This window comes from Gracilimonas sediminicola (assembly GCF_024320785.1).
GTDB classification, from domain to species: Bacteria; Bacteroidota; Rhodothermia; order Balneolales; family Balneolaceae; genus Gracilimonas; species Gracilimonas sediminicola.
In genome coordinates this window covers 348808-375666 of the sequence record NZ_JANDBC010000001.1, presented here as the reverse complement: position 1 = coordinate 375666, position 26859 = coordinate 348808, and the positions used below count along the sequence as shown (strand labels likewise).

22 protein-coding genes and 1 other RNA gene are annotated in these 26859 nt (G+C 44.5%); 12 read left to right on the top strand and 11 right to left on the bottom strand.

Annotation, left to right across the window (positions count from 1 at the left end; translation table 11 throughout):
* Positions 1–265: 265 nt before the first annotated feature.
* From NM125_RS01855 to NM125_RS01840, 4 genes are read right to left on the bottom strand one after another with little or no spacing between them, the layout of a single operon-like run.
* Positions 266–1678: an OstA-like protein gene (locus tag NM125_RS01855; protein WP_255132274.1), complete on the bottom strand. Its 1413-nt coding sequence runs from the start codon at positions 1676–1678 to the stop codon at positions 266–268.
* Between the two features lie 36 nt (positions 1679–1714).
* Positions 1715–2269, bottom strand: coding sequence for an LPS export ABC transporter periplasmic protein LptC (lptC, locus tag NM125_RS01850; RefSeq protein ID WP_255132273.1), 555 nt, complete (start codon positions 2267–2269; stop codon positions 1715–1717).
* Between the two features lie 56 nt (positions 2270–2325).
* Entirely contained in the window at positions 2326–2952 is a 627-nt protein-coding gene (gene upp / locus NM125_RS01845; protein ID WP_255132271.1) for a uracil phosphoribosyltransferase, read from the bottom strand.
* Between the two features lie 2 nt (positions 2953–2954).
* Complete coding sequence (locus tag NM125_RS01840) at positions 2955–4598, bottom strand: alanine/glycine:cation symporter family protein (RefSeq protein WP_255132269.1); 1644 nt, start codon at positions 4596–4598, stop codon at positions 2955–2957.
* Between the two features lie 312 nt (positions 4599–4910).
* Here NM125_RS01840 and NM125_RS01835 point away from each other — a divergent pair, with 312 nt between their 5' ends.
* The 8 genes from NM125_RS01835 to NM125_RS01795 all read left to right on the top strand — a co-directional run bounded on the left by NM125_RS01835 (position 4911) and on the right by NM125_RS01795 (position 14002).
* Positions 4911–5204, top strand: a complete 294-nt coding sequence (locus NM125_RS01835) for an HU family DNA-binding protein (RefSeq protein ID WP_255132268.1) — start codon at positions 4911–4913, stop codon at positions 5202–5204.
* A gap of 502 nt (positions 5205–5706) precedes the next feature.
* Complete coding sequence (locus NM125_RS01825; RefSeq protein ID WP_255132266.1) at positions 5707–8607, top strand: lamin tail domain-containing protein; 2901 nt, start codon at positions 5707–5709, stop codon at positions 8605–8607.
* A gap of 78 nt (positions 8608–8685) precedes the next feature.
* The gene (locus tag NM125_RS01820; protein WP_255132264.1) at positions 8686–8889 is read left to right on the top strand and encodes a PID-CTERM protein-sorting domain-containing protein; all 204 of its coding nucleotides are present in this window, start codon (positions 8686–8688) and stop codon (positions 8887–8889) included.
* A gap of 118 nt (positions 8890–9007) precedes the next feature.
* The gene (locus NM125_RS01815) at positions 9008–10897 is read left to right on the top strand and encodes a T9SS type A sorting domain-containing protein (protein ID WP_255132262.1); all 1890 of its coding nucleotides are present in this window, start codon (positions 9008–9010) and stop codon (positions 10895–10897) included.
* A gap of 2 nt (positions 10898–10899) precedes the next feature.
* Positions 10900–11721, top strand: a complete 822-nt coding sequence (locus NM125_RS01810; protein WP_255132260.1) for a nitrilase-related carbon-nitrogen hydrolase — start codon at positions 10900–10902, stop codon at positions 11719–11721.
* A gap of 88 nt (positions 11722–11809) precedes the next feature.
* A complete protein-coding gene (locus NM125_RS01805) occupies positions 11810–13024 on the top strand; it encodes a 2'-deoxycytidine 5'-triphosphate deaminase (protein WP_255132259.1) in 1215 nt (404 codons plus the stop codon).
* Positions 13021–13248, top strand: a complete 228-nt coding sequence (locus tag NM125_RS01800) for a hypothetical protein (protein ID WP_255132257.1) — start codon at positions 13021–13023, stop codon at positions 13246–13248. Before NM125_RS01805 ends, NM125_RS01800 begins: the two co-directional genes overlap by 4 nt.
* Before the next feature lie 55 nt (positions 13249–13303).
* Positions 13304–14002: an RsmE family RNA methyltransferase gene (locus NM125_RS01795; RefSeq protein WP_255132255.1), complete on the top strand. Its 699-nt coding sequence runs from the start codon at positions 13304–13306 to the stop codon at positions 14000–14002.
* Between the two features lie 50 nt (positions 14003–14052).
* Here NM125_RS01795 and NM125_RS01790 read toward each other — a convergent pair whose 3' ends face one another.
* Both NM125_RS01790 and NM125_RS01785 read right to left on the bottom strand, forming a co-directional pair.
* Positions 14053–14604, bottom strand: coding sequence for a hypothetical protein (locus NM125_RS01790; RefSeq protein WP_255132254.1), 552 nt, complete (start codon positions 14602–14604; stop codon positions 14053–14055).
* Positions 14605–14669: 65 nt separating this feature from the next.
* Positions 14670–15824 carry a lycopene cyclase family protein gene (locus NM125_RS01785; protein ID WP_255132252.1) on the bottom strand — a complete coding sequence of 385 codons (1155 nt, stop codon included), beginning with the start codon at positions 15822–15824 and terminating at the stop codon, positions 14670–14672.
* Between the two features lie 143 nt (positions 15825–15967).
* On the opposite strand from NM125_RS01785, the gene NM125_RS01780 reads away from it, so the two are divergent.
* Entirely contained in the window at positions 15968–16987 is a 1020-nt protein-coding gene (locus NM125_RS01780) for a threonine aldolase family protein (protein WP_255132250.1), read from the top strand.
* Between the two features lie 96 nt (positions 16988–17083).
* Here the strand turns inward: NM125_RS01780 and NM125_RS01775 are convergent, their stop codons facing one another.
* Positions 17084–17494 (bottom strand): VOC family protein, encoded by a 411-nt coding sequence (locus NM125_RS01775; RefSeq protein WP_255132248.1) that lies wholly within the window; start codon positions 17492–17494, stop codon positions 17084–17086.
* Between the two features lie 12 nt (positions 17495–17506).
* On the bottom strand, positions 17507–18181 hold the full coding sequence (locus tag NM125_RS01770; RefSeq protein WP_255132247.1) for a DUF4159 domain-containing protein: 675 nt from the start codon (positions 18179–18181) through the stop codon (positions 17507–17509).
* A 66-nt stretch (positions 18182–18247) separates the two neighbouring features.
* On the opposite strand from NM125_RS01770, the gene NM125_RS01765 reads away from it, so the two are divergent.
* A complete protein-coding gene (locus tag NM125_RS01765) occupies positions 18248–19828 on the top strand; it encodes a hypothetical protein (RefSeq protein WP_255132245.1) in 1581 nt (526 codons plus the stop codon).
* Here NM125_RS01765 and NM125_RS01760 read toward each other — a convergent pair whose 3' ends face one another.
* Together NM125_RS01760 and NM125_RS01755 are read right to left on the bottom strand one after the other, a co-directional pair.
* The gene (locus NM125_RS01760; RefSeq protein ID WP_255132243.1) at positions 19829–20737 is read right to left on the bottom strand and encodes a DUF4249 family protein; all 909 of its coding nucleotides are present in this window, start codon (positions 20735–20737) and stop codon (positions 19829–19831) included.
* Between the two features lie 4 nt (positions 20738–20741).
* Positions 20742–23009: a TonB-dependent receptor gene (locus NM125_RS01755; RefSeq protein WP_255132241.1), complete on the bottom strand. Its 2268-nt coding sequence runs from the start codon at positions 23007–23009 to the stop codon at positions 20742–20744.
* A gap of 1203 nt (positions 23010–24212) precedes the next feature.
* Between NM125_RS01755 and NM125_RS01750 the strand changes: the two genes are divergently transcribed.
* Entirely contained in the window at positions 24213–25151 is a 939-nt protein-coding gene (locus tag NM125_RS01750) for a transposase (RefSeq protein ID WP_255132240.1), read from the top strand.
* A 47-nt stretch (positions 25152–25198) separates the two neighbouring features.
* On the opposite strand, the gene NM125_RS01745 is transcribed toward NM125_RS01750, so the two are convergent.
* The gene (locus tag NM125_RS01745) at positions 25199–26086 is read right to left on the bottom strand and encodes a DUF72 domain-containing protein (RefSeq protein ID WP_255132238.1); all 888 of its coding nucleotides are present in this window, start codon (positions 26084–26086) and stop codon (positions 25199–25201) included.
* 128 nt (positions 26087–26214) lie between these two features.
* On the opposite strand from NM125_RS01745, the gene ssrA reads away from it, so the two are divergent.
* Positions 26215–26582: a transfer-messenger RNA gene (gene ssrA, locus NM125_RS01740) on the top strand.
* Positions 26583–26859: the final 277 nt, after the last annotated feature.

Below are 26859 nucleotides of genomic sequence, written 5' to 3'. Positions count from 1 at the left end.
ATTGAACCTGTCTTTGCCGGCAGGCAGGCAAGGAACACTGAACATTCGATATTGAAGTGTTCCTTGTTTACTTATTCTGCCTTTTCCGAAATGTGAAGCTTGGATTTAATCAAGTAAATCCAAGAATCCTATAAATCCTATAAATCAAGGTTCAAAAATAGTTTCTCAACCTTGATTAGCTTGATTTCAGGATTACCATGATTGTAATTCAGAGCGGCAGGAAATGCCTTCACGATTCAGAAATGTAAAAGCAATGTTCTGACTTTTAGTTTCCCTTGTTGATGTATTCCAGGTATCTATTGGGCAGTTCAAAAGGGCGTTCTTTGGGAACGGGTGGGAAACGCGGGACGGCCTCCATTTTGGGGCGTTCTGGGCGGCGCTCCGGATTCCAGGCAAAGCCGTCTAACTTTCGGTCAGACAGTCCGGAGAATTCTTCAAAGAAATAGCCATCATTCTTGCCGGCTACTACGCGTTGCAGGTCTCCGTTGCTGAAGTACATCACCGTTTGCGGGGATGAATATTCTACAGCGCCATCCGGTTCGTCAGCTTCATTCTTGGTATGATATAAAACCTGGCTGTTTGGATAAATTTTAATACGTGAAATATTTCCTTCCGTAAAGCCAGCAATCAATGTGTCCCCTTTTATTTGGTGCAGGCGCCCGGTGGCACTGTCTTCCTGAACAGCGATGGTTTTATGATATGATTTCAGCTGTTGTACTTCATTGCTGTCCATTTGGACTGAGATATAGGGGCCGGTAAGCTGAATATTATCATGCCAGGCAATGGGATTGGATATCAGCTCAAAAACTTCCGTTGAGGAATCATACAAAAGAGTGTCAGAAACGGATGAGAATTTTCGGGACCAAACTCTGACGTTCTCGTATCCACGAATCAGGTTGGTTGAATCCCGTTCCAACAGTAACAGCTGATCACCAAAAATGTGGGTGGTATCGGTGGTGTCAGAACTGATTTTTCGCATATAGCCATTGCCATCCACAAAGCGCCTGCCGGTAGAATCGGCTTCCAGATAATCTCCGGTTAGTGTACCGTTGTTAGTACTGTCAGCTACAAAAATATTATCGTACAGCTGCAGGTATTGAGTGGATCGATTGATGAATAAGCTATCCCCTTCCGCATACTGAGCGGAGTCTGATAACTGAACATTTCCTTTAAAAATAGCACTGTCTTGGTTTTGGAAATAGGTGCCACGTTCAGCAATCAGCGTACCATCCTGATCTTCCAGCCGAATTCCATTATCAAAATAGGCGACCTTGGTGAAAAAATTATAGTCCACCCTCTTCCCAAAAAGAGTGGTGCTGTCTTGCATGATAATCACCCGACCGCGTAGTAAACTCAGGTCACGATTCGTGTAGTAGTAAAGGGTATCGCTCCAGATAGTCTCATCCGGTGTTTCAATTTGGATGTTTCCGAAAGCACGGATTTCATTTCTGTTTATGAACCGCCATGCACTATCGCAAACCATCTCGATATTTCCGGTGGTGAGCCGGGCGTTATATAATTTCTGAATTTGCTCGCCATCCAAAGTGGCACCAACGGCCCGACTGAAGGATTCGATGTTAATAACACTTTGACCAAATACAGACAACGGCTGCAGAAGAAGCAGCGTAAGAACAAGAGCAGATCCGGCTTTGGTAAAGGAGGAAAGAAATTTATTCATGAACCGAATATACAATTACGATGCGTTAGAATATACCTAATCAATGACTGCACGTCCGCCGCCTTCATTAAGGGTATAGTTGGTCAGATCTGAATCGCCAAAGAATCCCTCGGCTGCGATACTGTCGGGCGGGGAAATGAAGATGACGAATTCCGGAGTACTTACCCGGTCTTTCTGCCGTTCCCATTTCAGATATTCAGAGCGAAGCTTTTTGCCTTCGGGGGCATTTACACGAACGCTTCCAAACATCTCAAAAGCGGATTTATCAGGAAGATGAACGGCACTGTCGGTGTAAACATAAGTGTCCGGTTTCCCTTCCTCATCAAATATTTCGATGTAAACCGGGCCCGAAATTTTGGTGATGTTTTGATTCTCATTCTTGATGGAAGAGGCATAGGTTCCTGACAGCTTCAACTTAAGCTTCCCGTCTTCCATGATCTCCATATTAATTCCCCAGCTTTCAGTGGTAGTGAATAAGGAATCGCTCAGTGCTTCCTGAACCTGCTTATTCTCAAACTCGGTAAGTTCGCCACACCCTGAACCGGATAGCATCAGCATAACGGGCAGTATGAACAAGTGTGTAATCTTCATGTGCTGATAACGGTTTAAGCTGTAGCTATTGTCTGCCTGCTGATGATTGTATAGAACTACAGGGTGCCAAAGTAGCGGTCACCGGCATCTCCAAGCCCGGGAACAATAAAGGCATTCTCATTCAGCCTTTCATCGATAGCGGCCGTAATAATAGGAACATCCGGATGGTCTTCCCGAAGTCGTTTGATGCCTTCCGGGGCTGAAATCAGTGAAACAAACCGAATGTTATCTGCTCCATTCTCTTTCAGGAATTTGATGGCATGGGAACCACTTCCACCTGTGGCAAGCATCGGGTCGACAACGAGTGTATATGCTCCCTTTAATCCACCGGGAAAATTATGGTAATAGTTAACCGGCTGATGGGTTTCCTCGTCTCTGTACACCCCAATGTGCCCTACTTTAGCATCGGGCATAAAACTTATGATGCCATCCACTAAACTTAATCCGGCCCGGAGGATGGGAATCACAAAAACCTCGGCGGCCGGCTTATAGCCGGTCGCAGTTTGGATGGGGGTTTCTACTTCGTATTCCTGAAGGGGAAGGTCGGTAAGTGCCTCAGCTGCAAGGATGGTACCGATCGTTCCCATAGCACGCCGGAAGGGAGCGGTCTCTGTATTTTTATCCCGGAGGATACTCAGATACCGCTTTACAACCGGGTGATCTATTTCAGTAACCTGTTCCATGTTTAAATTTCACCTTTAGCTTCGAGCTCGTCCATTTTGTTGAAGTACTTCTTACTGGCTACCGCAACAGAACCTGAAAGGGCAAACAGGGCGATGATGTTCGGGAAGGTCATCAAACCAAGCGCAATATCACCGATTGCCCAAACCGTAGCCAGCGGGAATATGGCCCCGAGGAAGTGCATCCCCAGATACACGACTTTGTAGTAAATGATGGATTTGTCGCCAGCCAGATACTGTATGGATCTATCTCCATAGTAACTCCAGCTGATGGCTGTAGAGACTCCGAAAAGGAGCACGCATATGGTTACGATATAATCTCCGTAAGGGAAAATAGGTGCAAGACCTTTCTTAAAACCAAGGGAAGTTAGCGGGGCCCCGTTTTCAATAATGCTGGTATAGATATTATCTATTTCTTCACCGGCTTCGTTTGTGAAAACACCAACGCCGTCAACCATTACAAGGGTACCTGAGAAGGCAGTAGTCTGATCTTCATCGATAAAAAACTTGCCGGTGGGAAAGTCATTACGTTCAACGGTACCGTTAACAGGCTCACCATCTTCAATCAACAGGGTGTTACTTCCATCGGTGATTTCAACAGCATTATTACTGTTTCCGGGCTCATAAACCATGTCGTGGCGTTCTTCCCAAACTCCGGTACTTACGATTACAAGTCCGGTCATAGTACAAACTACGATGGTATCAATAAACGGTTCAAGCAGTGCTACCACACCTTCACGAACAGGTTCTTCCGTTTTAGCAGCACCGTGAGCAATCGGGGCCGAACCCTGACCCGCCTCATTGGAAAATAACCCTCGTTTTATTCCCCAAACCAAAGTGGTAAGGAATAACCCTGAACCTACACCAAACAGTCCGGCTTCGGGAGTAAAGGCAGAAGTAAAGATGGTTCCGAAGGCAGGAATCACGTCATCGGCATTAATGGCAAGAATGATAAGTGCACCTAATACATAGATAAGAGCCATGATGGGCATCAATCGAGAGGTAACCTGCCCAATACGCTTGATACCACCTACAATCACGATACCTACAAAAGTTGCGGTAAATAAACCGGAAGCCCAGCTTGGGATCTGGAAGGTGCTGTACATGGTGTCAGCAACGGTGTTGGCCTGAACGGCATTACCGGTAAGGAAGGAGCAAATTACTGCCATAGCGGCGAAAAAGACGGCCAGCCATTTCCAGTTGGAGCCGAGTCCTTTTTCTATATAATACATAGGACCACCGGATACGGAGCCATCGGCATTTTGAATTCGGTATTTAACAGCAAGTGTACATTCCGTGTATTTAATGGCCATACCAAAGAAAGCGGTAACCCACATCCAAAAAAGAGCACCGGGCCCACCATAATGGATGGCAATAGCAACACCGGCAATATTACCAATACCTACGGTTGCTGAAAGAGCGGTGGTAAGCGCCTGGAAGTGATTGACGTCGCCGGTATCATCGGGGTTATCATAAATTCCCATTACAGATTTGATACCATGGGCAAAGCGTCTTATTTGCACAAAGCCAAGGCGAAGGGTGATGAAGATTCCAAATCCCAACAGCACCACAACCATGAGAGGAAATTTTTCCGGGGTTGACCAAACCAGGTTGTTCAGCCAGTTTACAACTTGTTCAAATACTTCCATGAATAAAATTTTATAGGTTAAGAATATGTTAAGAGGGCAGGCTGAAAGTAAAAAACATTTGGGAATATTAAAGGGTTAACATTTGTGAAAGCTGTGCAAGGGAAGCGGGCGCTTCTGTAAACAGGATGATTGATGAAGTAAACGGAACAGGGAAAAGCCGTGTTTACTTTCATCAGATGGTGAAAATGTTGCTGTCAGTAAAAGTTAACTGCGTATTTTATTCAAACTTGTGAACGATTTTTCAGAAGCTTTGTTTTCATTATTGTATTTTTTAAGAAACCATAGACAAATTATTAAATAACCTTTTAGATTATGACTAAAGCAGATATCGTAGATGTAATTTCTTCATCTGTTGGGTTAACGAAAGTAGAAACAGAGGCGGTTGTAAACGGTTTTATGGAAACTGTTATTGACGCTATGAAGAGAGGCGAGAATATTGAGCTGAGAGGATTTGGCAGTTTTAAAGTTGTTAAGCGAGCTCAGAGAGTAGCCCGAAATCCAAAAACGAATGAAGAAGTTATTGTGCCGGAACAATATGCCCCGATGCTGAAAATGTCGAAAGATTTTAAAGAAGCAGTCAACGAAGCACACATGGTTGAAAATTGATTTAGAAAACCTGTTAAAACTTCTTATTTTCTGAACTGTTCGAACAATAGTAATTTTTATAAAACAATATGTAGGTGAGTATTTATGCCAAGCGGTAAAAAAAGAAAGCGCGCCAAAATAGCCAAGCATAAGCGTAAAAAGCGTCTGAGAAAAAACAGACACAAGAAGAAAAAGTAAGATTTTATAAAGCCCCCGCACCAAATAAATGTGCGGGGGCTTTTTTGTTTGCCTACTATTTTGACTGAAGCCGGATATCCAAAATCCGGCTTTTTCTATTTTTGGAAAGGAAGGAAGGACAAAGGGAGTACGCAGAGTTTTATTAGAACTCTATAATATTTGTTCGGGAGAGGGATAATAACGCTGAATAGTGTTTTTTTAGAAAAGGGTAAAGAAATAGCAACAGTTTCTTAACAGAAATTGTATTTGCCGATTGTCATTTTAATTGCTCTTTAAACTGTTTTAGAGGGGTGATGCATTAACTATTCAGAACTATGCCATTTCTATGAAAAAGACTACGACACTGCTTTTCACACTTTCACTGCTCCTTATTTTTTCATCGGGGGTGCTGGGGCAGACACTCTATTCTGAAGACTTTACAGGACAAAACGGGAAGGGTGCAACGGGAACCTCAATAGGGACTACATTTGATACTACTGGTGTTGATTGGGTAATTGATGTTGGAGCTACCTTGGAAACTGATGGTACAACAAATAGTTTCGAAGTTGACTCAGAAGCCTTTATTGGAGATGATGTTGATGGAAATGGTGATGCCGGTGATGGGATTGATTATGCGTATTGGTACTCTCCTGTAATCGACGTTTCATCCGTCGATGGTGTTGACCTTAGTATTGATTTAGATAAGCGTGGTAACGGGGCAAATAGTTCTGGTGAAAGCTTAAATATTTATTATTCGAATAATCCAAGTTCAGGTAGTCCAACTTATACTTTGATTAAAGAATATGATCAAAATAGTATGGGAAGTTTACCGGAAACTTTGAATGAATTAAATATTGATGTTTCTTCTACATCAGAGTTCCGATTGAGAATAGGAATGGATGCTAACGGTGCTGGGGATGGGTTTTCATTTGATGATATTACAGTTGTCGAAAATACTTTAAAATCCGAGCCTGCAAATCATGCCACTTCTTTTTCAGTTTCAGGTTCTATCAATTCTGCGGATCTATCCTGGACAGATGCAACAGGATCTCCCTTACCGGATGCTTATCTGATAAAAGTTAGTAATGTAAGTTTTGGAGCGATTTCAAGTCCGAGTGACGCATCATCAGTTTCTGACGATTTGGATATCTCTGATGGTTCCGGAGCACTTAATGTAGCTTTTGGAGAAGAATCTGCTTCTTTCACCGGTTTGGATGAAACGACCACCTACTACTTTAAGATTTATCCTTATACAAATTCAGGTTCGGATATAGACTACAAAACAGATGGTACGGTTCCTGAAGATGATGCAACCACTTTAGAAACTCCGGACATTGTAATAAATGAAATTTTGGCTGATCCGGATGGTGATGCAAATGGTGATGGAACAACTGATACAGGAGAAGATGAATTTTTAGAATTTGTAAATACTGGAACTACCGAGTTAGATATTAGCGACTGGACTGTAGAAGACGCTAACGGAACTACTCACACTTTTACAAACCCTACCGTTTTAAAACCACTTCAAGCTGTTGTGATATTTGGGGGTGGCACCCCAACAGGTGACTTTGGTGGAGCACTTACGCAAACTGCCGGTGGCCTTAGTCTGAATAATGGTGGCGATGATGTTATCCTGAAGAATGATTCTGGTATCGAAATAATCAATTACACCTATTCAGGAGCTACTGATCAGTCCGAAACCCGTAGCCCGGATTTGACCGGAGATTTTGAAGATCACGAAACCGCCGATACAGATGATGCTTCTTCCTTTTCTCCCGGAACCCGAATTGATGGTACCTATTTTCAGCCTTCTGTGGAAATAACGGGCAATGCGGGGTGGCGACTACTTTCCTTGCCAATTGAAGATGGAACCGTAGCTGATATATCTGACAATACGGCCGTTCAGGGTATTTCAGGTGGCGATAATGCCGGGGCAGATCCAAACTTATTTATCAATACCGCATCCGACGGCACTGGCCAGAATGGATATACTACTCCAACAAATGTTACAACTCCTTGGGGCGATGGTTTGGGATTCATTATCTTCTTCTACGATAATAGCTCAAATGGAAGTTCAGAACTTCCAATCATCTTGGATGCATTCGGAACTGAACCTTCAGGAGATGTGGATGTAACAATTTCTGATACATGGACATTAGTTGGAAACCCTTTTACCAGTAATTTTGAACTTGATCAACTCACTGGAAATGATTCAGGCGAAGGGGTCAATGATGGATTGGTAAGTCCTGCAAGTTTTTGGGATGATGGAATAGCTACTGATGAAAGCGGAAGCTGGATAACAGAAAACTTCGGCTCCTCAAATGGAGAGGTGATCAGTACATGGTCCGGGTTTTTTATTCAGCGAAATAGTGGTTCTACGACTCAATTAACTTTCCCGGGGGCGGGTAAAACTTCAGATGTGGCTACAGCTTCCTACTTCTCTAAAGAAAAGACAAAGGAATTCAGAGAAATAGAATTGTTATTAGAAGCTCCGGACAATCAGGTCGATCGTTCATTAAAACTATATTTCTCTAACCAGTCTATAGAAGGTCGTGATGGTTTTGATGGAGGAAAACTTATCCCTTTGAACGGATCGCCATTTATCTCATTCATAAACGATTTTGGTAAGGGTAGTGAACTATTTGTTCAGGATGCCCGCCCGCTTAATCCTGAAACAGAACAGAAATATGAGCTTGCATTGGGTGATGAGGGCGTTAGGGGTACTTATACTCTAAGCTGGCCAGAGATGACTAACATTCCCGATGATTGGTCATTTACGCTAACCGACTTTGAAACCGGAAATACTATGAATATGATTCCGGGAAGCTCCTACGAATTCAATGTAGAAGCGGTACAGAAAGTCCGGACAGTCAGTGTTCTGAATCTTGCAGCAATGGAAGCTTCTGCGGAAGAAGTAAACTCACGATTCTCTATTACGCTGAAAACCAGTACAACTACAAGTACGGAAAAAGCGGATGAGCCTCAAACTTTTGCTTTAAAACAAAATTATCCGAACCCGTTCAACCCAAATACAACAATTGAATATAGCGTATCAAAGTCAGCGACTGTTACTTTAACGGTGTATAATGTAATGGGCCAGCAAGTTGCTACTCTTGTTAATGAAACAAAACCGGTGGGTACATACCGGGTAAGTTGGAATGCCGCCGACATGGCAAGTGGGATATATCATTATCGCCTGCAGGCCGGAAACCAGGTGATGATCCATCAAATGACTCTAATTAAATAAATTGTTGATGATGAATTACGGATGTTGATTGCTTCATGTGATTCAGCATTCATCGTCTCAAATTCAAAATTTCAGATTATGAAAACCCTCATTTATATCTTTATTGCAATAGTTTTTTTACTTGCCTTATCAATAATTGTGGTTGCTCAGCCTGGTTTACCTGCCAACCCAAGTCAGGCACCAATTGACGGAGGACTTGGATTGTTGGCTGCTGCAGGCGGAGGCTATGCCCTCAAAAAATTACGCGATCGCAAAAAGAGGCAAGAGGAATCAGGTTTATAAAAACCGGTTACATTTAATCAAGTCATCAGGTGCTCAACATCGGGCACCTTTTTTATATAAACCAAATTCTTTGCCGTTGATCGGTCATCTTATACATAGTATCAATCTGCTTTTCTTCTTGATTGGGGCATTTTTTAGTCCGGCAGCGGTTGCTCAAAGTGAAAGTATCACCTACCGGGAAATCTCACTGAAACTGGTGGCGTCCAACGGAGTCGCTGATGTTAGCAACAAGCTCTACTTTCATGCCAACGGATCCGAAGGAAAAGATGGATACGATGGTGCAAAGCTGGCTCCGATTTCAACAACTGATTCCTATTTGTTTTTTCTGCAAGACTTTGGCAATGGCAGCGAGCGCCTGGTTCAGGATGCCCGGAATTTATACCCCGATACGGTACAGGTCTATGATCTGGAAGTGGAAGATGCCGGTTTTTCCGGTGAGTTCACGATCATCTGGGCGGACTTCAAGAATATTTCGAGTCTATGGAAGCTGGATTTTATTGATGTGGATGAAGATACAACCATAACTATGTCCGAGGACTCAAGCTATTCATTTACAAGCAGCCGGAATTTTAAGATCAGCATTGAGCCCATTGCCTCCAGGGTTGAAATTTCCGGCGAGGCCGGGTGGAGAGTATTGTCTTTTCCGGTGAAGGATGCGGCGGTAACAGAAATCATGGATGACACGGCTATTCAGGGAATTGCCGGCGGGGAGAATGAAGCCGCCGATCCTAATATTTACATCAATCCTGCTTCCAACGGCGCGTCGGGGAACGGGTATCTTGTTCCAGAGAATATTTTTGCCTCATGGGGAGATGGGCTGGGATTTATTGCCTACTTTTTTGATAATACAATGAATGGAAGTACGGAGCTTCCCCTTATGCTTGACGCTTCCGGCACCGAACCTGACTCGGATGTAATTGTGGGCGTCAGTAGTTCATTCACCCTTATCGGAAATCCTTTTTTGAGCAACATAAACCTTGATGACATCGAGGGAAATGGCAGCGGGGGTGTTAATGGTGGATTAAAAAGTCCGCTCTACTTTTATGATTCCAATGGCTTGAACACGGTTAACTTTGGAACCGAAACGGTTGTAAGCAGCTGGGCCGGCTTTTTTGCCGAAAGAAATGACAGTTCCACAACCCAGATTACCATCCCGACTTCAGCTAAAACTTCCGATGCGGCAGATGCCTCTTATTTTTCGAAGCGAGGAAATACTACGTTCAGGCAAATTGAGCTGCACCTGGAGGCTCCAAACGGACAGAAAGATATTTCCAATAAGTTGTTTTTCAGTCCGCAATCATCCGACCAACCGGACGGGTTTGACGGGAGCAAAATGATTCCCTTTGATGGAAGCCCGTACCTAAGTTTTATCAGAACCCGCAACGACTACCGGTACGATTTGCTGGTGCAGGACGCAAGGGCAATGAATCCCTCTGAACATCAAAAGTATGAACTTGCAGTTTTTGATGGCGGAATAAGCGGAACCTATACCTTACGATGGCATAATTTTCACAACATACCGGAGGATTGGGATTTCACCCTGATTGATTATGAAACCGGAGCTTCGGTGCTAATGGAAGAGGAACAATCTTATTCCTTTGAGGTAAAGGCCGACGGGAAGAAAAGTTATACAAGTGTACTTAAATCTCCGGTAATTCAGCAGGCTGTTGAAGAATCATCACCCCGCTTTGGTATTTTATTGAAGACCACGAATTCCGTAAGTATTGAAAAGAAAGACAAGGTTGACCAATTTAGTTTAGATCAGAATTATCCGAATCCTTTCAACCCGGTAACTCACATTCAATATACACTAAAGGAAGGTGCCGGGGTTTCACTCACGGTATTTAATGTGATGGGACAGAAAGTCCATAGATTAGAGGATAGCCCAAAACCAGCCGGCACTTATATTATTTCTTGGAATGCGGATGGATTGGCCGGTGGAATTTATTATTATCGCCTGCGGGTGGGAGATGAAGTTATCACCCGTAAAATGACACTATTAAAATAGGCATGATGAATATTGCACTAATACAGCAATCCTGTTCTGAGAACAAAGAAGCGAATCTAAAAAAGGGACTGGATTCGGCCAGGAAAGCAGCCGAGGCCGGTGCCAATGTCATTTGCTTTGCAGAGCTGGCGTTTGAGCCTTTCTATCCACAATTTCAAAATCCTGAAAAACCATCGGAATTTGCAGAATCCATCCCCGGGAAGACCACGGATGCCTTTTCAGAACTAGCAAAAGAATTCGGCGCGGTCATCATCTTAAATCTGTATGAGAAAGATGGAGATGCTCTCTACGACAGCTCACCAGTTATTAGTACCGACGGCTCCATTTTGGGAACCACACGCATGGTGCATATCACAGAGTATGCCTGTTTTCATGAGCAGCAATATTATACACCGGGGGATAACGGAGCTCCTGTTTATGAAACCCCATTCGGTAAAATCGGCATCGCCATTTGTTACGACAGGCATTACCCTGAATATATGCGGGCGCTGGCTTTGTCCGGTGCTGATGTGGTTTTCATACCCCAGGCGGGTTCGGTGGGTGAATGGCCGGAAGGTTTATATGAAGCCGAAGTCAGAACGGCTGCTTTCCAGAATGGATATTTCGTGGCTTTGTGCAACCGCGTGGGGGAAGAGCCAAAACTTACTTTTGCCGGGGAATCATTCGTATGCAATCCCGCGGGTGAGATAATAGCCAGGGCCGGGGAAGGAACCGAAGAGGTTTTGTACGCAGAATTGGATCTTGCCGAAGTGCAAAGATCACATGCAAAAAAGCTTTTTCTAAGAGACCGCCGTCCGGATCTTTATGGTGATTGGCTCAAGTGAGTGTGTTTAGCCTGAAAACTTGTGATTCAATATTGAATATTGGAACGTGGTCGTTATCTTCAGTCGAAAATAAGCACGCTATTTGAATATGCCTGAGACTCTGAAAGAAGTTCAGCTTCGTACAAAAGGAATTTTACCGGTTCAAAAACTCAAGTTACTTCACGCACTTGGGATTATAACATCTGATCCAAACTATCCCATTCAGGATAATCAGTTTCAACCCAACTCCATCGATCTTCGTCTTGGTGAGATTGCGTATCGAGTTCGCTGCAGCTTTCTTCCCGAGAATGATTCGGTGGAAGAGAAGGTGGAAAAACTGAAAATGTATGAAGTACCGATTACAGACGGAGCGGTGCTGGAGCAAAATTGCGTGTACATCATTCCTTTATTGGAAGAACTGAACATGCCCGAATCAAACAACACGATTCAAAAGGGACTGTTCAACGGAAATAAAGAAGAGAGTGAAGTCAAGCTGGGTACGGTCGAAAATCTTTCGGCCAAGGCAAATCCTAAAAGCTCCACCGGCCGGCTGGATGTATTCACGCGGGTCATCACCGATTATTCGCATCGTTTTGAAGAAGTTACCCCCGGCTATCGTGGAAAAATGTACCTGGAGGTGGTCCCAAAATCATTCTCTATAAAAGTGAAAACCGGACAAAGGTTGAATCAGTTGCGCGTTCGGCATGGATTTGAAGTACTTCCCGATCAGGATTTACTACGGGTGCATGCAGCAGATCCACTGCTGTTTGATGAACAAAGAGTGCCTGTTTCCATGGAGAAGATCAAGGTTAAGCAAGGCTTGTTTATGAGTGTTGACCTGAAGGGGAAGAAGGGCGATATAATCGGATATAAGGCGAAGAAGCACAATAATTATATCGACCTGGAGAATATCGGGCATTATGAAGTGGAGGAATTTTGGGAGCCGATTTATGCCCAGCAGAACGATCAGCTTATCCTTGAACCGGAGGCCTTTTATATTTTTGCATCCAAAGAACGAATTCGGGTTCCGGCTCACCTTGCTTGCGAGATGATGGCTTATGATACTGGCTCGGGAGAGCTGCGAACACATTATGCAGGATTCTTTGACAGTGGTTTTGGCGGATCGGTGGAAGACCAGGGAGCAAGGGCAGTGCTTGAAGTTCGCTCACATGATGTCCCGTTTATGATTGAGGATGGTCAGACCATGTTCAGCATGCAGTTTGAGCCTAATGCCGAGAAACCGGATTTTGTATATGGCGAGGAAATTGACAGTAATTACCAGGGACAGGATCTCAAGTTAGGTAAGCATTTCAAGCAACCATGAGCCGATATTTAGTCAACCGATGTATATGCCACAGCCGGAGCTTCAAAGAAGTGAAAGACCATGCTGAAGAGCACGGTATTACATCCGTAAAAGAACTTCAGGCTGAAGATTTTTGCAGCTGTGGGTGTGGACTTTGCATTCCGTATATCGAGTTGATGTTTGAAACCGGGGATACGGAATTTGAGCCCGGCGCATATTACAAGAAGGCTTCCAGGGCCGATTAACTTCCTTACTCGATGAACCGGTGTTTCCCGATTTACAATAAGTTTAGTGAACTGAATGATGGACAACGTATTTTTCGCACACCCTGAACACATATCTGCTAACCGATTGGAATTGGTTGATCAGGAAGCTGCGCACGCTTCCAAAGTGCTGCGGTTTAACGTAGGTGATGAATTGTATGCTTCTGATGGAAAGGGCAATTTGTATAAAGCTCAGGTCTCATCCATCTCCAAGAAATCAGTATTGGCGAATATCCTGGAAACCAATTCGGAACCGGAGCCAACGATCAAAAAAGTACTGGTTTTTGGAGCCATAAAGAAAAGAGACCGGCTGGAGTTTGCGGTAGAGAAGGCGGTGGAGCTCGGAGCGTGGGAAATATGCATCTTTAATGCAGATCATTCCGAGCGATCCAGAATAAATGAAGAACGACTGCAATCCATTGTATTAAGCGCCTTCAAACAAAGCAAAAGAAGATGGCTGCCAGAGGTGCATTACCTGAATTCCCTGGACGATGTTTTCGATCACTATCTCACCTACCATCCAGTGATGGCCCATGTGGAAGCAGATAATCGCCAAGCTGAGAGCTTAAGTTACGACAAGAATTTATTGCTTGTGGGCCCAGAAGGGGGCTTCTCAGACAGAGAAGTTGAATTGGCAAAAAAGAAGCATGCTCAAATGATTTCGCTGGGGAAAAACAGGCTCAGGGCCGAGACGGCTGCACTTACGATGCTCTCACAATTTCTGTTTACAGAATAAAAAAGCCCGGCGGCAACCGGGCTCTGTAGCATGAGTAAAGTCATTCTAAATTATGCTTCGGCCATCATGGTTTCAGGGTTCCAGCATTCCTGAGTATTGGTTTCGGCGGCTTCAGCTATCTGCTCAACATCTAATTCACTTGCAACCACATGGGGCATAACACGGCTTGTTTCTGTGATAAGAGCAGCTATTGTTGTCAGGCTGGATTTTGTGAACTCTGCTAAATGATCTTCGCCGGCTCCTAATGCAGCTGTGTGAAGCATCGTGTAGCCGGAGGCAATCATACTGAGTGCGGTGTAATCATCACGCAGCATTTTGGATACCGGATCTTCCCGTTGTGTATCCATCAACCCGGCCAGTGAACCTGAAACGGTTGCTAATTTCTCTTTGATGGTTGAAGCTGTGCCATCGTTCAGCAAATCTTCCATTCCATCGAATTCATTTAGTTGTTCCGTTAATGCCACATCTATATCATGTAGTAAATCCACGGCTTTGGTGTGATCTACTTTACTGGAGCTTTTCTGAGTTTTAACTGCTTTCTGCGTGTGTTTTAATAATGCGTAAAGGTCGGTTGTATAATCTTGAAGCTTTTCTTTTTCCATAATAATATCTGAATTTTCTTTGAATTCAATTCACTCATTAAAATGGATGTGAGGGAGCTATCGTTTCATAAATTCTTCCAAATAGCCTTAAAAAAGGGGATATAAGGCACAGAAGACATTATTTTTAAATCCTGACGAAGGTTGGTGTCTTCACCGAGAAAACGGAAAATATCATCAAAGTTATTTTTCTTGAATAGTGACCTGAATACCCTGAGGCTGTCGTTAGTGGAGTTGGAAAGAATATGGAGCAGCAACAGGTCGTAATATCGATACTTTAGCTTAGACTGTTGCGGAGGAAGGGGTTCAAATCCCTGAATGAGATTTTGAGCCAGCTTTTGAGTGTAGTCCTGAATTCGGGTAAAGGTGTAGCCTGTACTGGGTTTTGTTTGACCTCCCACCGACCCTAAATTGATAATGTTTTTGTCATAGTACGGTACATGAGGACGGTCTTCCATTGGAATTTCCCCATATTCTTTGCGCCTGATTTCATAATGATCTTTGTCGAGACCGAGCTCATGCAGGAGATAATGCTTAATCTTTTTCTTGTACTTTTTCTTTTTCAGCACGTCTTCCGAAAAAACCGTGAACTCCAGCAGGGCCTTGCTCTGTGTGTAGGGTAGTACGTACATAAAACCAACGCCGGGCTCAAACTCATTATCGAAATCCATTATGGTGAAGGTTTCCGGGTCAAAGGCGGGCTCATAGGTTTTGATTTCCCATCCCAAGAAATGCTGAATAAGCGGGTATTTAATTTGCGACCGGTCAAGGTCTTTGGGTTTCATGATGCTCTGAAATATATAGTTGGCAATGTAACTGTCGCCACCTTTGGTAAGCATCACCGCCTTACTTTGATTGGAGGAAAAATCTAGGATATTGTCTTCCAGTAGATCAAAGTTCTTGTGCTTTTTCAGTTCCCTGAGCACGTATTCCCTGAAATCCCCACTTCGGATGCAGTAATAACTGTACTCGTTGAGATAACGAAAGGTGCTGTAGTCTAAAACCGAAACCCAGGTTTTCTTCCATTTTTTGTAAATGACATCCCGGAATGGCGGCTCTTTATTGGACCAAAAGCACCAGGTTTTATCGTTGGTGGGAGCAAAGGTTGAGTCCGTTACCAGCACTTCTCCTTTGTAATTTCCTTTTGCCAGGTACCAGGCAAGGCTGAGTCCGGATAAACCACCGCCGGCAATAATGACATCGTATTTGGCTTCAATCTTCAATACAGATAACCTCCGGCGGTACTGAGTAACCCGAAAGACCGAGCTGAACTTTTATACTTTTTTTCATGAGCTGAGTGAGCGTTACTTATGTTCGCATCAGGTATTGATTATATTCCTTGAAATTGAAAAAGCAAAATGAAAGTATGATTGATTTACGCAGCGACACAGTAACACGTCCGACTCCCGAAATGTTAAAGGCCATGACGGAGGCTGAGGTTGGGGATGATGTGTTCGAATCTGACCCGACAGTGAATAAATTTCAGCAGAAAATAGCTGCTCTTTTTGGAATGGAAGCCGGACTGTTTGTGCCAAGCGGAACCATGAGTAATCAACTGGGCATTAAAGTGTTAACCGAACCCGGAGATGAAATACTGATTGATGAAAAAGGTCATATTTTCAATTATGAAACCTCGGCAGCTCCGGCACTTTCGGGAGTTCAGGTAACCACATTGCAGGGTAAACAAGGGAAGCTAGACAGAGCGGTTTTAGAAAATAAAGTACGCGGAAATTTTGATTGGGAGCCCCGAACGAAAGTTGTATGTATCGAAAATACAACGAATAAGGGTGGCGGCGTATGCTATTCGAAGGAGGAGCTGAGCGAGATTAAAGAGTTTGCCGATGAACATGAGCTGGCTGTGCACCTGGACGGAGCCCGCATCTGGAATGCGATGACGGCCACCGATATTAAACCGGAATATTTTGGAACCATTGCCGATACCATTTCAGTTTGCTTTTCTAAAGGATTGGGTGCTCCGGTTGGGTCTATGCTGCTTTCCTCAAAAATGAACATTGCCAAAGCCCGGCGCTACCGCAAAATGTGGGGTGGAGGAATGCGACAGGTAGGGCTGCTTGCAGCTGCCGCTGAATACGGGGTGGATAACCACTGGCCGCTTCTGAAAGATGATCATCGGAGAGCCCGTGATGTGGCTGAGACTATTGCCGGGTGTAGCAAACTGGCCATCGATATGGATAACCTGCAAACCAACATCCTCATTTTTGATGTACTGGAAGAAGATGCTGTTTCTGCCGTTGAAAGACTTCAGGAAGAAGGCATTGTCATGATCCCTTTCGGCCCCAAAACCATTCGCGCCACTTTCTACTTCGAAATAGGAGATGAAGATGTGAAACAGGTAAAAACAGTTCTGAAGAAATTATTCAATTGAAGGGGAGTGATAAGGTGGGTTGGCCATTATTTTTTGACTTTACCTCGATTAACTGAATCAGCCTCCTCACCACATCACTTTATCACTTTTCACTATTCACTCACCCAACTCACAATTTAGCATCCAGCGGATTCCGAATTTGTCTTTGAGCATGCCGTAGCGGGCGCCCCAAAAGGTTGTTTCCAACGGCATGGTCACTTCGCCACCTTCTGAAAGCAGTTCAAACAGCCTATCCTGCTCTTCTTCAGAATCTATATTTATGTTCAGCTGCACGTTATCACCTTCTGTTATATCCTTATGAGGTGCGCCGTCCGAAAACATCATCTGGATACCATCCGCTTTAAGTTCGCCGTGCATGATTTTTTGTTTGTGATCGTCATCCACCGGCATTTCAGTATCTCCAAACCGTTGCAAAGCGGTGATCTCACCATCCAGGCACTCTTTGTAGTAGTTCATGGCTTCTTCGCAGTTTCCCCGAAAAAATAAATATGGAACAAGCGTTTTCATGATAGAAGTATGTTAGTTAGACGTGAGGGCATATACTAAAATATTTGTGCCCATTTGCAAAGCTTTTTGTCGAAGTGATTGTGGGGTGTTGTGTACATCGGAATCTGCCCAGCCATCCCCGAGGTTAGACTCATAACTGAAAAACACCACCAGCCGTCCTTCATAAAAAATCCCAAATCCCTGCGGAGGTTTGCCATCATGCTCGTGGATTTTGGGCAGCCCATTCTCAAAAGTATAAATCTGATCGTAGATGGGATGATTGAAGGGAATCTCGATAAACTCTTCATCGGGAAAAACCTCTTTCATGGCCGGGCGGATGTACTCATCCAGTCCGTAGTCATCATCTATGTACAAAAAACCGCCATTCTGCAGGTATTCGCGTACGTTTCGAGCTTCCGTTGAAGTTAGGGCAATGTTTCCGTGGCCGGTGAGAAAAACAAAAGGGTAGGAATGGAGGTCGGCGCTTCCGAGAGATATATCCGTGTAGGAATCTGCTATTTGGATTGGGACATTACTCTTGGTAAAGGAAATAAGATTCTCCAAAGCAGAAGGATCATTATACCAGTCTCCGCCTCCGCGATATTTAGCACGGGCAATTTCGAACTCTCCGGAACTTTGGGCCGGTGCAGATTTTGGGAAGGCCAATGTGACCATCAGAAATAAAATCAATAAAGAGGATAATCTCATACGTCCAATTTCTTAGGAATTAGTTACAGATATTTCATAGACTTAGCAATAATCAAAAAACAAAGTATGAATAAGTTTATTGCTGCCTTTTTATTTGTTGCGACTTTCTTTAATCCATTAATGGCACAACCGGTTAATGAAGTGCAACATTTGCCATATCAGCAATTAGGAGATTTCACTCCTTATCAACAAAGCATATCTGAGAACTACTTGTTTCTGGTTGATGATGATATACAAAAAGTACTCTTCAATCCAGCCCGGGCTGGTGAATTGGATAATGCATTTGTGAGCACGGTCATTTCTCCATCTGAGCGGCCGGATAATTTCAGGTTATCTTTTCTGACTAAAAGTAAGTGGCTTTTTTCATTTGGTGGAAATTTCACCCAGACTAATGCTACAGGTGACTTAGAGGATTCGTTTCTGGATACAAGTAGCAATGAGGAAGGAGATCGGGTTTCTGAATATACCCGAACTTCTTATAATTCCAGAGATTTTACAAATAACCGAACCGAAAGTCAGGCTGATCTAAGCTTTTCGAAGATAATCACAACACCGGGAGGTAAGAACTTTTCAATCGGGGGCTTTTTGGGGTATTCAAAAGTGAACATGAAGTCAGATGTGATTTCTGAACGTGTTCAGGTTGAAGATAGAACATTAACTGTAGCTGATACCCTTCAGTTTAGCTTTCAGAGTAACAACGAAACAGATACACGGTCTTTTAATATAACTACAACTGAAAGAATTACTGTTGGTCTGAGTCTCCATTCATATAACAATGGCATAGATAGCAGACATAAGATTTTCATTCAAAAAAACAGTTATACCCGCGAGACCGATGAGTTTACCGCACAAAACGCCATCACCGATGTAGACGACTACAGAGATTCAGAGTTTCGGGATGCTATTTTTGAGAGGGAAATTGAGCGGATTTTTGTCGATAACGTTGACCCGCTCCAATTCAGGTATTCCGGGTATATCAATAAGCCGGTAAGCTGGGTGACGGATAATGACTATTTGTTTGCAAGTATCCGGGCTTTGTATAGCGAGGGAACATCCAGCCAACAACAAAGATTTCGTTCCGAGCTTTTGGAAACTACAAACGGGCAAGTTACGCTTACAGATGAAGATCTTGACGATTACCCTGCGGTAGAGGTTGATGACAAGCTCTGGGGAGGGACGATATCTGTGGGGTATATGATCAAGCTTGACAGTGATGATCTGAATTTTTTTACAGGAATCAATCCATATTATGGGTTTTCGGATTATGAAAGCTTCGATATTGAAAATTTCAGAGGAGTCGGAAAGGATCATTTTACCCAGGAAGCGGGAGCGCAAATACCGATTTATACTTCATATGCCGTAACCAAGTATTTCAATGTATGGGGAGGGGCAAACCTGAACGCGAGGTATAGCAGGTTAAAGACTAAAGAAACAACAATGCCGGATCTTACTGATTTTGAAAATCCGGAATTAATCTTTGTTGTTCCTCAGATAAGTACAATTACAACAGATGCTTTTGATTACAACCAAAGCCTGTTTCTGGGTTTCATGCTGAGCCATGAGTCCGGCTTAAGTATATTAAATAACTTCAGAAGCAATTTAACCTCGGTAAACACCTGGGTTGTCTCACTGAGATATTCATTCTAACTAAAGATTGGGATTCCGTTCCACATTCGTGGTTACCGTATCTGAAGCAAGGGAGCCGAACACACCAATACCACCATCTACATGATAGATGACGTTTTGGATTTCACCGGGAGAAAGAGTGGAACCGCCCAGCTGTACTTGTTGAGATCGCACAAAGTCATAAACGTTATCGTCTAAGGTGTTGGCGACAATATCATTCAGCCCATAAAAAGCGATGCCGATCCAGGGATACTTGACCGTAACCGAGCCATCCGGGTTGACCTCAAAATTACCCTCGTTGATAATCCCAGAACTGTTATTGGAAAGCAGGGTTATGTCTTCTTCAGGGTCATCACTGTCCTGAAACACGTCCGAATAAAAGGGTGTGAGATCCTCGGCATCAGGTTCGAAGCTGATGGCATTAAATACAAAAATATTCTGCCGGCCGGGATATGAGCTTTCACTCAGCGTAATTTCAAGCTGTTGGGTGGATTGATAGACCACAGACTCCGCAACACCACCTAAAATCTCAAAGCTTCCCGGAATGATGGTTTGAGCAGTAATAACATCGTTGGAACCGGGGAAAGAAATGTGCAACTGATACGTTCGTTCAGGAATGACCGCATGATTTTGGTCGGATTGATAGATACCGGGTTCTGAATTGGAGTAGGTAAAAGACTGCTCAACGGCACTCTCAGGTCCGCTTGTCAACAGACGAACTTCTATAATAGCATTGTTAACAGCGGCTTCCTCAAAATCATATACTTCATCAGCCGGGACGGTGGTAGAAAGCCGAACCTGGGGTAGTTGACGATTGGCTACCAGGTATGATTCCACCACGTAAAATTCCTCATAATCATCTTGCGGATAGACATTGCACGAAATGATAAGAGCCGAAGCAAAGAATATTAATAGCGTTAGTTTCTTCATGTTACTAAAAGTTGACGGTGTAAGAAATTGAGGGCAGAATGGGCAGCAGGTAAACAGGGTTACGCTCCACCGGATTCTCATCAAAGTCGAAGCTGTAGAACCAAACGTTACGGCGGGAATACACGTTGATGAGTTGCAGCTGTAGCTCTGAATCGCCCAGGTCAAAGAACTTACCTTTTCGTGAGAACGATACATCCATTCGGTGATAGCTTGGAAGCCGTGAGGCATTCACCCGCCCAACGGTGAAGGTGTTACGATCGTCAAAAGTCCACGGTAAATCGAGCTGGACGTATCTGCCTAAAACCTTGGTGTAAGATTGGCCGGTGGCAAAGTTAAAAGAAGCGGTGACTTTCCAGCGTTCATTGAACTCATAATTCCCAACCAGGTTGATATCGTGGCGGCGGTCGTATTTTGGGGGGTAGAAACGAGCGGTTTGCCCCTGTTCGGTAATCTCAGAATTGTAACCCGGATATCGTCTCCAGGTGTAGCCCAGTGTATAACCGATAAACCCGGTGAAATCTCCGGCTCTCTTTTCAAAGAACACTTCAACTCCGTAGGCACTTCCGTCACCCACACGGAATAAATCCTCATATAAAAGTCCGGCTACATCGGGAAGAAAGGGATCCAGCTCAAATAAGTCTTCCATGGTTCGGTAATAGACTTCGATATCAAGACCGTAGTCTTCAAAAGGGATGGTTTTAGCTCCGAGTACGAACTGATCTCCGTAAGCAGGGGAGACACCTTCGGCGGAAGTCAGCCACACATCAAAGCCGGAAAAGGCTTCGTTGGTTACCAGGGTGAGGAACTGATTGTACCGGCCATAGGCAGCCTGAAGGCGTACCCGGCTTCCCGGCCTGTATTCCATGGAGAAACGGGGTTCAATACGCACATAATCTCCATCCGAAAAATAGTTCATGCGTACCCCCGGGGTGAAAATCCATTGGTCATTGGGTCGCCATTCATCCTGTATATAAAATGATGCATATTGATTCTGGATACGGCTCCCAAAGGTGTCCTGCCCATCAAAGGTATCCTGCAGTTTGAAGGTGAAAATTCCGGACCAGATCCCAGTTTCGATGGTGTGATTGTTACCGGGCAAATATTCAAGGTCGGCCTTCAGGGAAAAATCATAGATGTTATTAGAACGCGTGAATTTGGTTCCTGCAAAATCAAACCCCGGGAAATTGAAGTACCGGGAGCCGGTAAGTACAAAGTTAGAGAACAGTTTTTCTGAAAAGATGTGCGTCCAGTTTCCGCTCAATGTCTGATTTCCATAATTCAGGTCAAATTCCGCGTCATCGGCGAAGGGGAAAGTTACCTGATCCTGCCCGGCATAAAAGGCGAGGGACAGCTTATCGTTTTTGGTGGCATCAAAATTCACTTTTCCGTTAAAATCATAGAAGTAAAATTGACTGGGCACGTTATCCGTAGTTTGACGAAGTCCGGCCAGCAGGGGCTCAAGGGTAGAACGCCGAGCTGAAAACATCCAGGACCCTTTGCTGTATGGCCCTTCAATCGACGCCCGGGAAGCCAGTAATCCAACGGTTGCAGTACCGTCCATTTCATTCCGGTTTCCGTCTTTGTTGTAGATAGTCAGGACTGAACCCAATCGACCGCCATATTCAGCCGGGTATCCGCCTTTGTATAATCGCACGTCTTTTATGGCATCGGGATTGAAGGTGGAGAAGAAGCCAAAAAAGTGACTGGGGTTGTATACAGTAGTTCGGTCTAACAGGATCAGGGTTTGATCAGGACTTCCCCCACGGATATATAAACCGCTCGAAAAATCAGAGGCAGCTTTAACGCCGGGCAGCAGCTGGATGGAGCGAAAAACGTCGGCTTCGAAAACAGACGGAAGCTCCTGGATCAGCTTGGCATCAACCTGCACGGTTCCGATGTTCTTCTGTTCTTCTTCCTCGCGGCTGGAGCGTACCACAATTTCATCCAGCTCCACACTTTCGGGAACCAGCTCAACATCCAGTCTCAGGTTCTCTCCGGGCTCAAGTGTAATTTGTTGTCGATATGGTTTGTACCCTATGTAACTACAAAAAAGGGTATAGGTGCCGGGCTGAATATTCGGCAGCGAATAATACCCTAATGTATTGGAGGCTGTACCTTTGTTGATTTCCTGAAAGCCAATATTTGCACTGATGAGCGTTTCCCCGGTTTCAGAATCAGTGATGTATCCATTTAAAGAAGCAGGTTGCTGTGCTTTAACAGATGCGAATCCCCCGATGATAAATAATAATGCCAGTAAGAGTGTGCGGTACATGAAGTTTGAGTCGTCTGAAATTTTGAGCTACTTACACGAACTATTGCAAAGAAAGTTAGCGCTTAATTCATTCCCAAATGTTAAGAAAGTATTACTCCGGGTTCTTTTCAATAAAGGGCTGTTTGATTGGTTGGTAGGGGTAGCGAAGGGCTGAACCCCTTCGCTTGTGTACCGGAAGGGGTGGTTGCCTGTGGAAAGAGGGTGGGTGTGGTTGGATGTATTCCGGTATGTAAGCGAGTCGTTTACGGCATCGCTTCGTTAGTGTAGGCGTGAAGGGTTGTTCAATTTATTATTTCCCTTATTTAATAACCCGCCGGTTTCATGTTCATTTTGGCTTGATCCAAAACGAACCAAAAGATCAAGGCGGGCGAAAAAAGAGCTAAAAGTGACTGCATTACGCTAAAATAAATCAAAGCTCCATTTCTCTTGGAGGTGGCTTCTTTGGTCCTCAGCGGAGTGATTTATTTTTTAACGCTTCATTTCGTCTCTTTCTTTACGCTCTTTTTTCTAAGGCCGGTCATAATTCTCTTTAATTTCCTATTGTCGTTCTTAACGTTGGTGATAATCGTTTGGTTGGTTTAGGTGTGAAGGGCTGAACCCCTTCGCTTGTGTACCGGAAGGGCTGGTTGCCTGTGGAAAAAGGGTGGTTATGGTTAGGTGTATTCCGGTAAGTAAGCGAGTCGTTTACGGCATCGCGTGAGTTTGTTTTAGTACCGGAGGAGTGTTTAAACCCGTCATCGCGAGGAGCCGGTGTTGTTGATACGAGCTTTCCGTATATCGACGACGCGATCTCCATAATCCACTTGGGATGCCAGTTCAGGGAGATTGCCGCGTCGTTATGCATCCCAGCCCGGCGTTCGGCTGTGCAGGCTCCTCTTTTAGACTTCCGATGAAATATTTTGTTGGTTAGCTACTAACAAAATAAAAAGCTACCGAACCATGACAGGCAATCTCTTGTCTCCTCTGGGTAAAACCCATTTTGCGAATCAAAGCCTGTCATGGCAGGTAGTTATCTAAGCCCATATAGTATGGAAAGTGCACCTTTTTAAAAGAGGCGGGACGGTAACTACTCGGCAGCTTATCAACCGACCATAAAATAGAGGAATTGCTATGGAAATTACAATTAAATGGCGCTTTATAGTAGGTATTGATATTTCAAAATTACTCTTAGACCTGTGCTTGCTGGACCGAAAAACCGGATAGATGCTCCACAAAGAAGTAAAAAATACTTCCGCAAGCTTTGCCCACATCGGGGAGTGGCTGACAGACCAGGAAGCTGACCCTTCACAAACCATGCTGGTGAGTGAACACACCGGCCGCTACGGAGAGCACCTGCTGCGGTGGACCACTACCGAAGGCTGGTCCCATGCGGTTGTTAAAACCACCGCTCTTGACAAAGTTAGCTTCGAACATCACCGCAAGACCGATCAATGGGATGCCAGCCAACTGGCCGAATATGGTGATCGCTTCAGTGACCGGCTGCACCTGACGGAGGCCCCAATACCGGCTGTCGGGCAAATAAAACGGCTTCAGGCCGAACGACGCAAGATGGTGGATCAGCGGGCAGCCCTCAAAAGTAAGCTCACCGAAGCCGATTTTCATGATGCGGATATGAGCCAGCTAACCGAGATGTGGAACCAACAGATTCAACTTCTCACCCAGCATATCGACCAACTCGAGCAGACGATGAACGAGTTGATTCGTCAGGACCCAGCGCTGTCCAAGCGCTACCAAACCATGAGGACAGCTCCCGGAATCGGTCCGGTAACGGGACGGTTTTGGCTAAGCTTGTTTGCTGAGCAAGACCAATTGAATGCCCGAAAAATCTCTTCCCGATTCGGCTTTGCTCCTCATAGCCGAAGCTCTGGAAGCTCCGTCAAAAGCCCGAACCGATCCACCGGGTACGGAAACTCCGAGATGCGGCGATTGATGCACCAAGCAGCCCGCAGTGTCGCCAACCACAACCCCCACTACCACGACTACTACGAGCAGAAACTCGCCGAGGGTAAACACGAACTGGTCGCCATCAACAACATCATCAATAAACTGATTCGTCTGTACTGTGCCATGTGGAATAATCAAGCAGAGTATGATCCAAAGCACATTCAAAAGATGATCAAGAAATACAAAAAATCAGCCTAATACACTTGATTTAGTCATAGTATTCGCAATGACGGGGTGGGTTTTTTCTACAACCCCAAATCACCTTGTTCGGCTTCGCCGGGGATATCCAGGTTGGTTCCCAGCTCTTTGTTTATGGCTTTGATGAAATGCTTGGACAGCATAGGCGATTCTTTCTCCAGGTTCTGATGCACAAAGAAGTATAGTTTTTCGAGTCCTTGCTCTTTCCAGAATTTGAGACGTTCCACCCAATCATCCAGACGGTCATAGTCGCTGGTGTGATTGGCGCCTACATACCGGATAAAAGCTGCGGGGGACGTAAGGCGCATATGCAGTAAGTCCCGGCGCCCGGCGGTGTCTGTGATGATATTGGCTACCCCGTTTTCTTCAAAGAGCTGGTACACCTGACTTGCTACTGCAGCATCATTGTACCAATCCGTGTGTCGCAATTCGATGGCAAGCGGAATTTCATCCGGCCAGATTTCCACCAGTCGTTGAATACGGTCAAAATCTTTCGGTTTGAAATCGTCCCGAAGCTGCAGGAAAATCATTTCCAGCTGATCCCCAAAACCCCGCATACCATGGAGATATTCCTCCAGTGGAGCCTCAATATTCTTTAATCGTTTAAAGTGACTGATGGTATTTACCACTTTGGGAAAGAATTTGAAGTTGTCCGGGGTTTTTTCAGCCCATGTTTCTGACTGTTCCGGCCCTTTATTCCCGTAAAACGTGGCATTCAGCTCAATAGAATTAAACTGCCGGGAATAGTACTCCAGTTCATCTTTGGTTCCCCGCGGATAAAACCCTTTCAGGTCTTTCTTATTCCATTTGGCACACCCCACATAAGCATCAAAATCACCGCCACCTTTTTGATTTAATACCCGAAGCGTGTCGGGGTGATCCGGTGGGAGGGAAAAGTCGATTTCGCCGGGATTATCTACCTTGCCAAATTTCATAAGTTCGTTATTGGTTAATCGTTATTCGTGTATTTTCAATATAACGAATAACCAATAACGATTAACGAGTTTCCACTACAATAAGAAGCTATAGATTTCGTATCTTATAAGCAGTTCATTGACGTATTGGGGGTGTTCTGGATTCGACGGGTTGAGTATCACCGTTGGTTGCGTGTCGAGAGTGTCCAATGATTCTCGTAATAACAATCATTATGGATCAAAAGTAATTGACAATAATTACTCATACCGTTTAGCAGCATAAACTGCTAAGCCGTCCCGCTGGTTAAGTGCCTGTCATTGCCAGCCCGGACGTCATACAAGACAGGATATCGTAAGCGTGCCTTCTGCCGCGTTTGCGTGAAACTTTAGCAGAATAGGTTGAAGTCGCTTAGGTACTGGGCTCGGCTTCACCCGAAATACCAATCAGTACCTACACATGTAGATGCTAACAGGTCTACCTTCCCGGACCGGGGTTCGACTCCCCGCACCTCCACTTTATACTTCAAAGCCATCATATTCGAAAGAGTGTGATGGCTTTTTTGTTTTCATCATATAGACGGTTTTTGAAAATATATAGATAGCAGTGTAAGCAGTTTCAATAGCTTTTCCAGAGGCTTTGCCAAACGATACTTATGTGTTGAAATAGTCCACGGGTGAGAGGGCTTCTTCTCATGCTTGCTGAAATAGATATCCCAAATAAATCAAGGAGATCGCTTCGTCGAAAGAAAGAGGAATCCTGCTTCACTTATAATACTCCTCGCGATGACCGGGGT

What these genes read in the sequence shown, in the direction of transcription:
- NM125_RS01820 (WP_255132264.1), top strand. Translation starts at nt 8,686, where the DNA reads ATGAAAACCCTCATTTATATCTTTATTGCAATAGTTTTTTTACTTGCC.
- NM125_RS01755 (WP_255132241.1), bottom strand. Translation starts at nt 23,009, where the DNA reads ATGTACCGCACACTCTTACTGGCATTATTATTTATCATCGGGGGATTC.
- NM125_RS01810 (WP_255132260.1), top strand. Translation starts at nt 10,900, where the DNA reads ATGATGAATATTGCACTAATACAGCAATCCTGTTCTGAGAACAAAGAA.
- NM125_RS01765 (WP_255132245.1), top strand. Translation starts at nt 18,248, where the DNA reads ATGAATAAGTTTATTGCTGCCTTTTTATTTGTTGCGACTTTCTTTAAT.
- NM125_RS01790 (WP_255132254.1), bottom strand. Translation starts at nt 14,604, where the DNA reads ATGGAAAAAGAAAAGCTTCAAGATTATACAACCGACCTTTACGCATTA.
- NM125_RS01825 (WP_255132266.1), top strand. Translation starts at nt 5,707, where the DNA reads ATGAAAAAGACTACGACACTGCTTTTCACACTTTCACTGCTCCTTATT.
- NM125_RS01750 (WP_255132240.1), top strand. Translation starts at nt 24,213, where the DNA reads ATGCTCCACAAAGAAGTAAAAAATACTTCCGCAAGCTTTGCCCACATC.
- NM125_RS01760 (WP_255132243.1), bottom strand. Translation starts at nt 20,737, where the DNA reads ATGAAGAAACTAACGCTATTAATATTCTTTGCTTCGGCTCTTATCATT.
- NM125_RS01840 (WP_255132269.1), bottom strand. Translation starts at nt 4,598, where the DNA reads ATGGAAGTATTTGAACAAGTTGTAAACTGGCTGAACAACCTGGTTTGG.
- NM125_RS01745 (WP_255132238.1), bottom strand. Translation starts at nt 26,086, where the DNA reads ATGAAATTTGGCAAGGTAGATAATCCCGGCGAAATCGACTTTTCCCTC.
- NM125_RS01855 (WP_255132274.1), bottom strand. Translation starts at nt 1,678, where the DNA reads ATGAATAAATTTCTTTCCTCCTTTACCAAAGCCGGATCTGCTCTTGTT.
- NM125_RS01800 (WP_255132257.1), top strand. Translation starts at nt 13,021, where the DNA reads ATGAGCCGATATTTAGTCAACCGATGTATATGCCACAGCCGGAGCTTC.
- NM125_RS01795 (WP_255132255.1), top strand. Translation starts at nt 13,304, where the DNA reads ATGATGGACAACGTATTTTTCGCACACCCTGAACACATATCTGCTAAC.
- NM125_RS01835 (WP_255132268.1), top strand. Translation starts at nt 4,911, where the DNA reads ATGACTAAAGCAGATATCGTAGATGTAATTTCTTCATCTGTTGGGTTA.
- lptC (WP_255132273.1), bottom strand. Translation starts at nt 2,269, where the DNA reads ATGAAGATTACACACTTGTTCATACTGCCCGTTATGCTGATGCTATCC.
- NM125_RS01805 (WP_255132259.1), top strand. Translation starts at nt 11,810, where the DNA reads ATGCCTGAGACTCTGAAAGAAGTTCAGCTTCGTACAAAAGGAATTTTA.
- NM125_RS01770 (WP_255132247.1), bottom strand. Translation starts at nt 18,181, where the DNA reads ATGAGATTATCCTCTTTATTGATTTTATTTCTGATGGTCACATTGGCC.
- NM125_RS01775 (WP_255132248.1), bottom strand. Translation starts at nt 17,494, where the DNA reads ATGAAAACGCTTGTTCCATATTTATTTTTTCGGGGAAACTGCGAAGAA.
- upp (WP_255132271.1), bottom strand. Translation starts at nt 2,952, where the DNA reads ATGGAACAGGTTACTGAAATAGATCACCCGGTTGTAAAGCGGTATCTG.
- NM125_RS01780 (WP_255132250.1), top strand. Translation starts at nt 15,968, where the DNA reads ATGATTGATTTACGCAGCGACACAGTAACACGTCCGACTCCCGAAATG.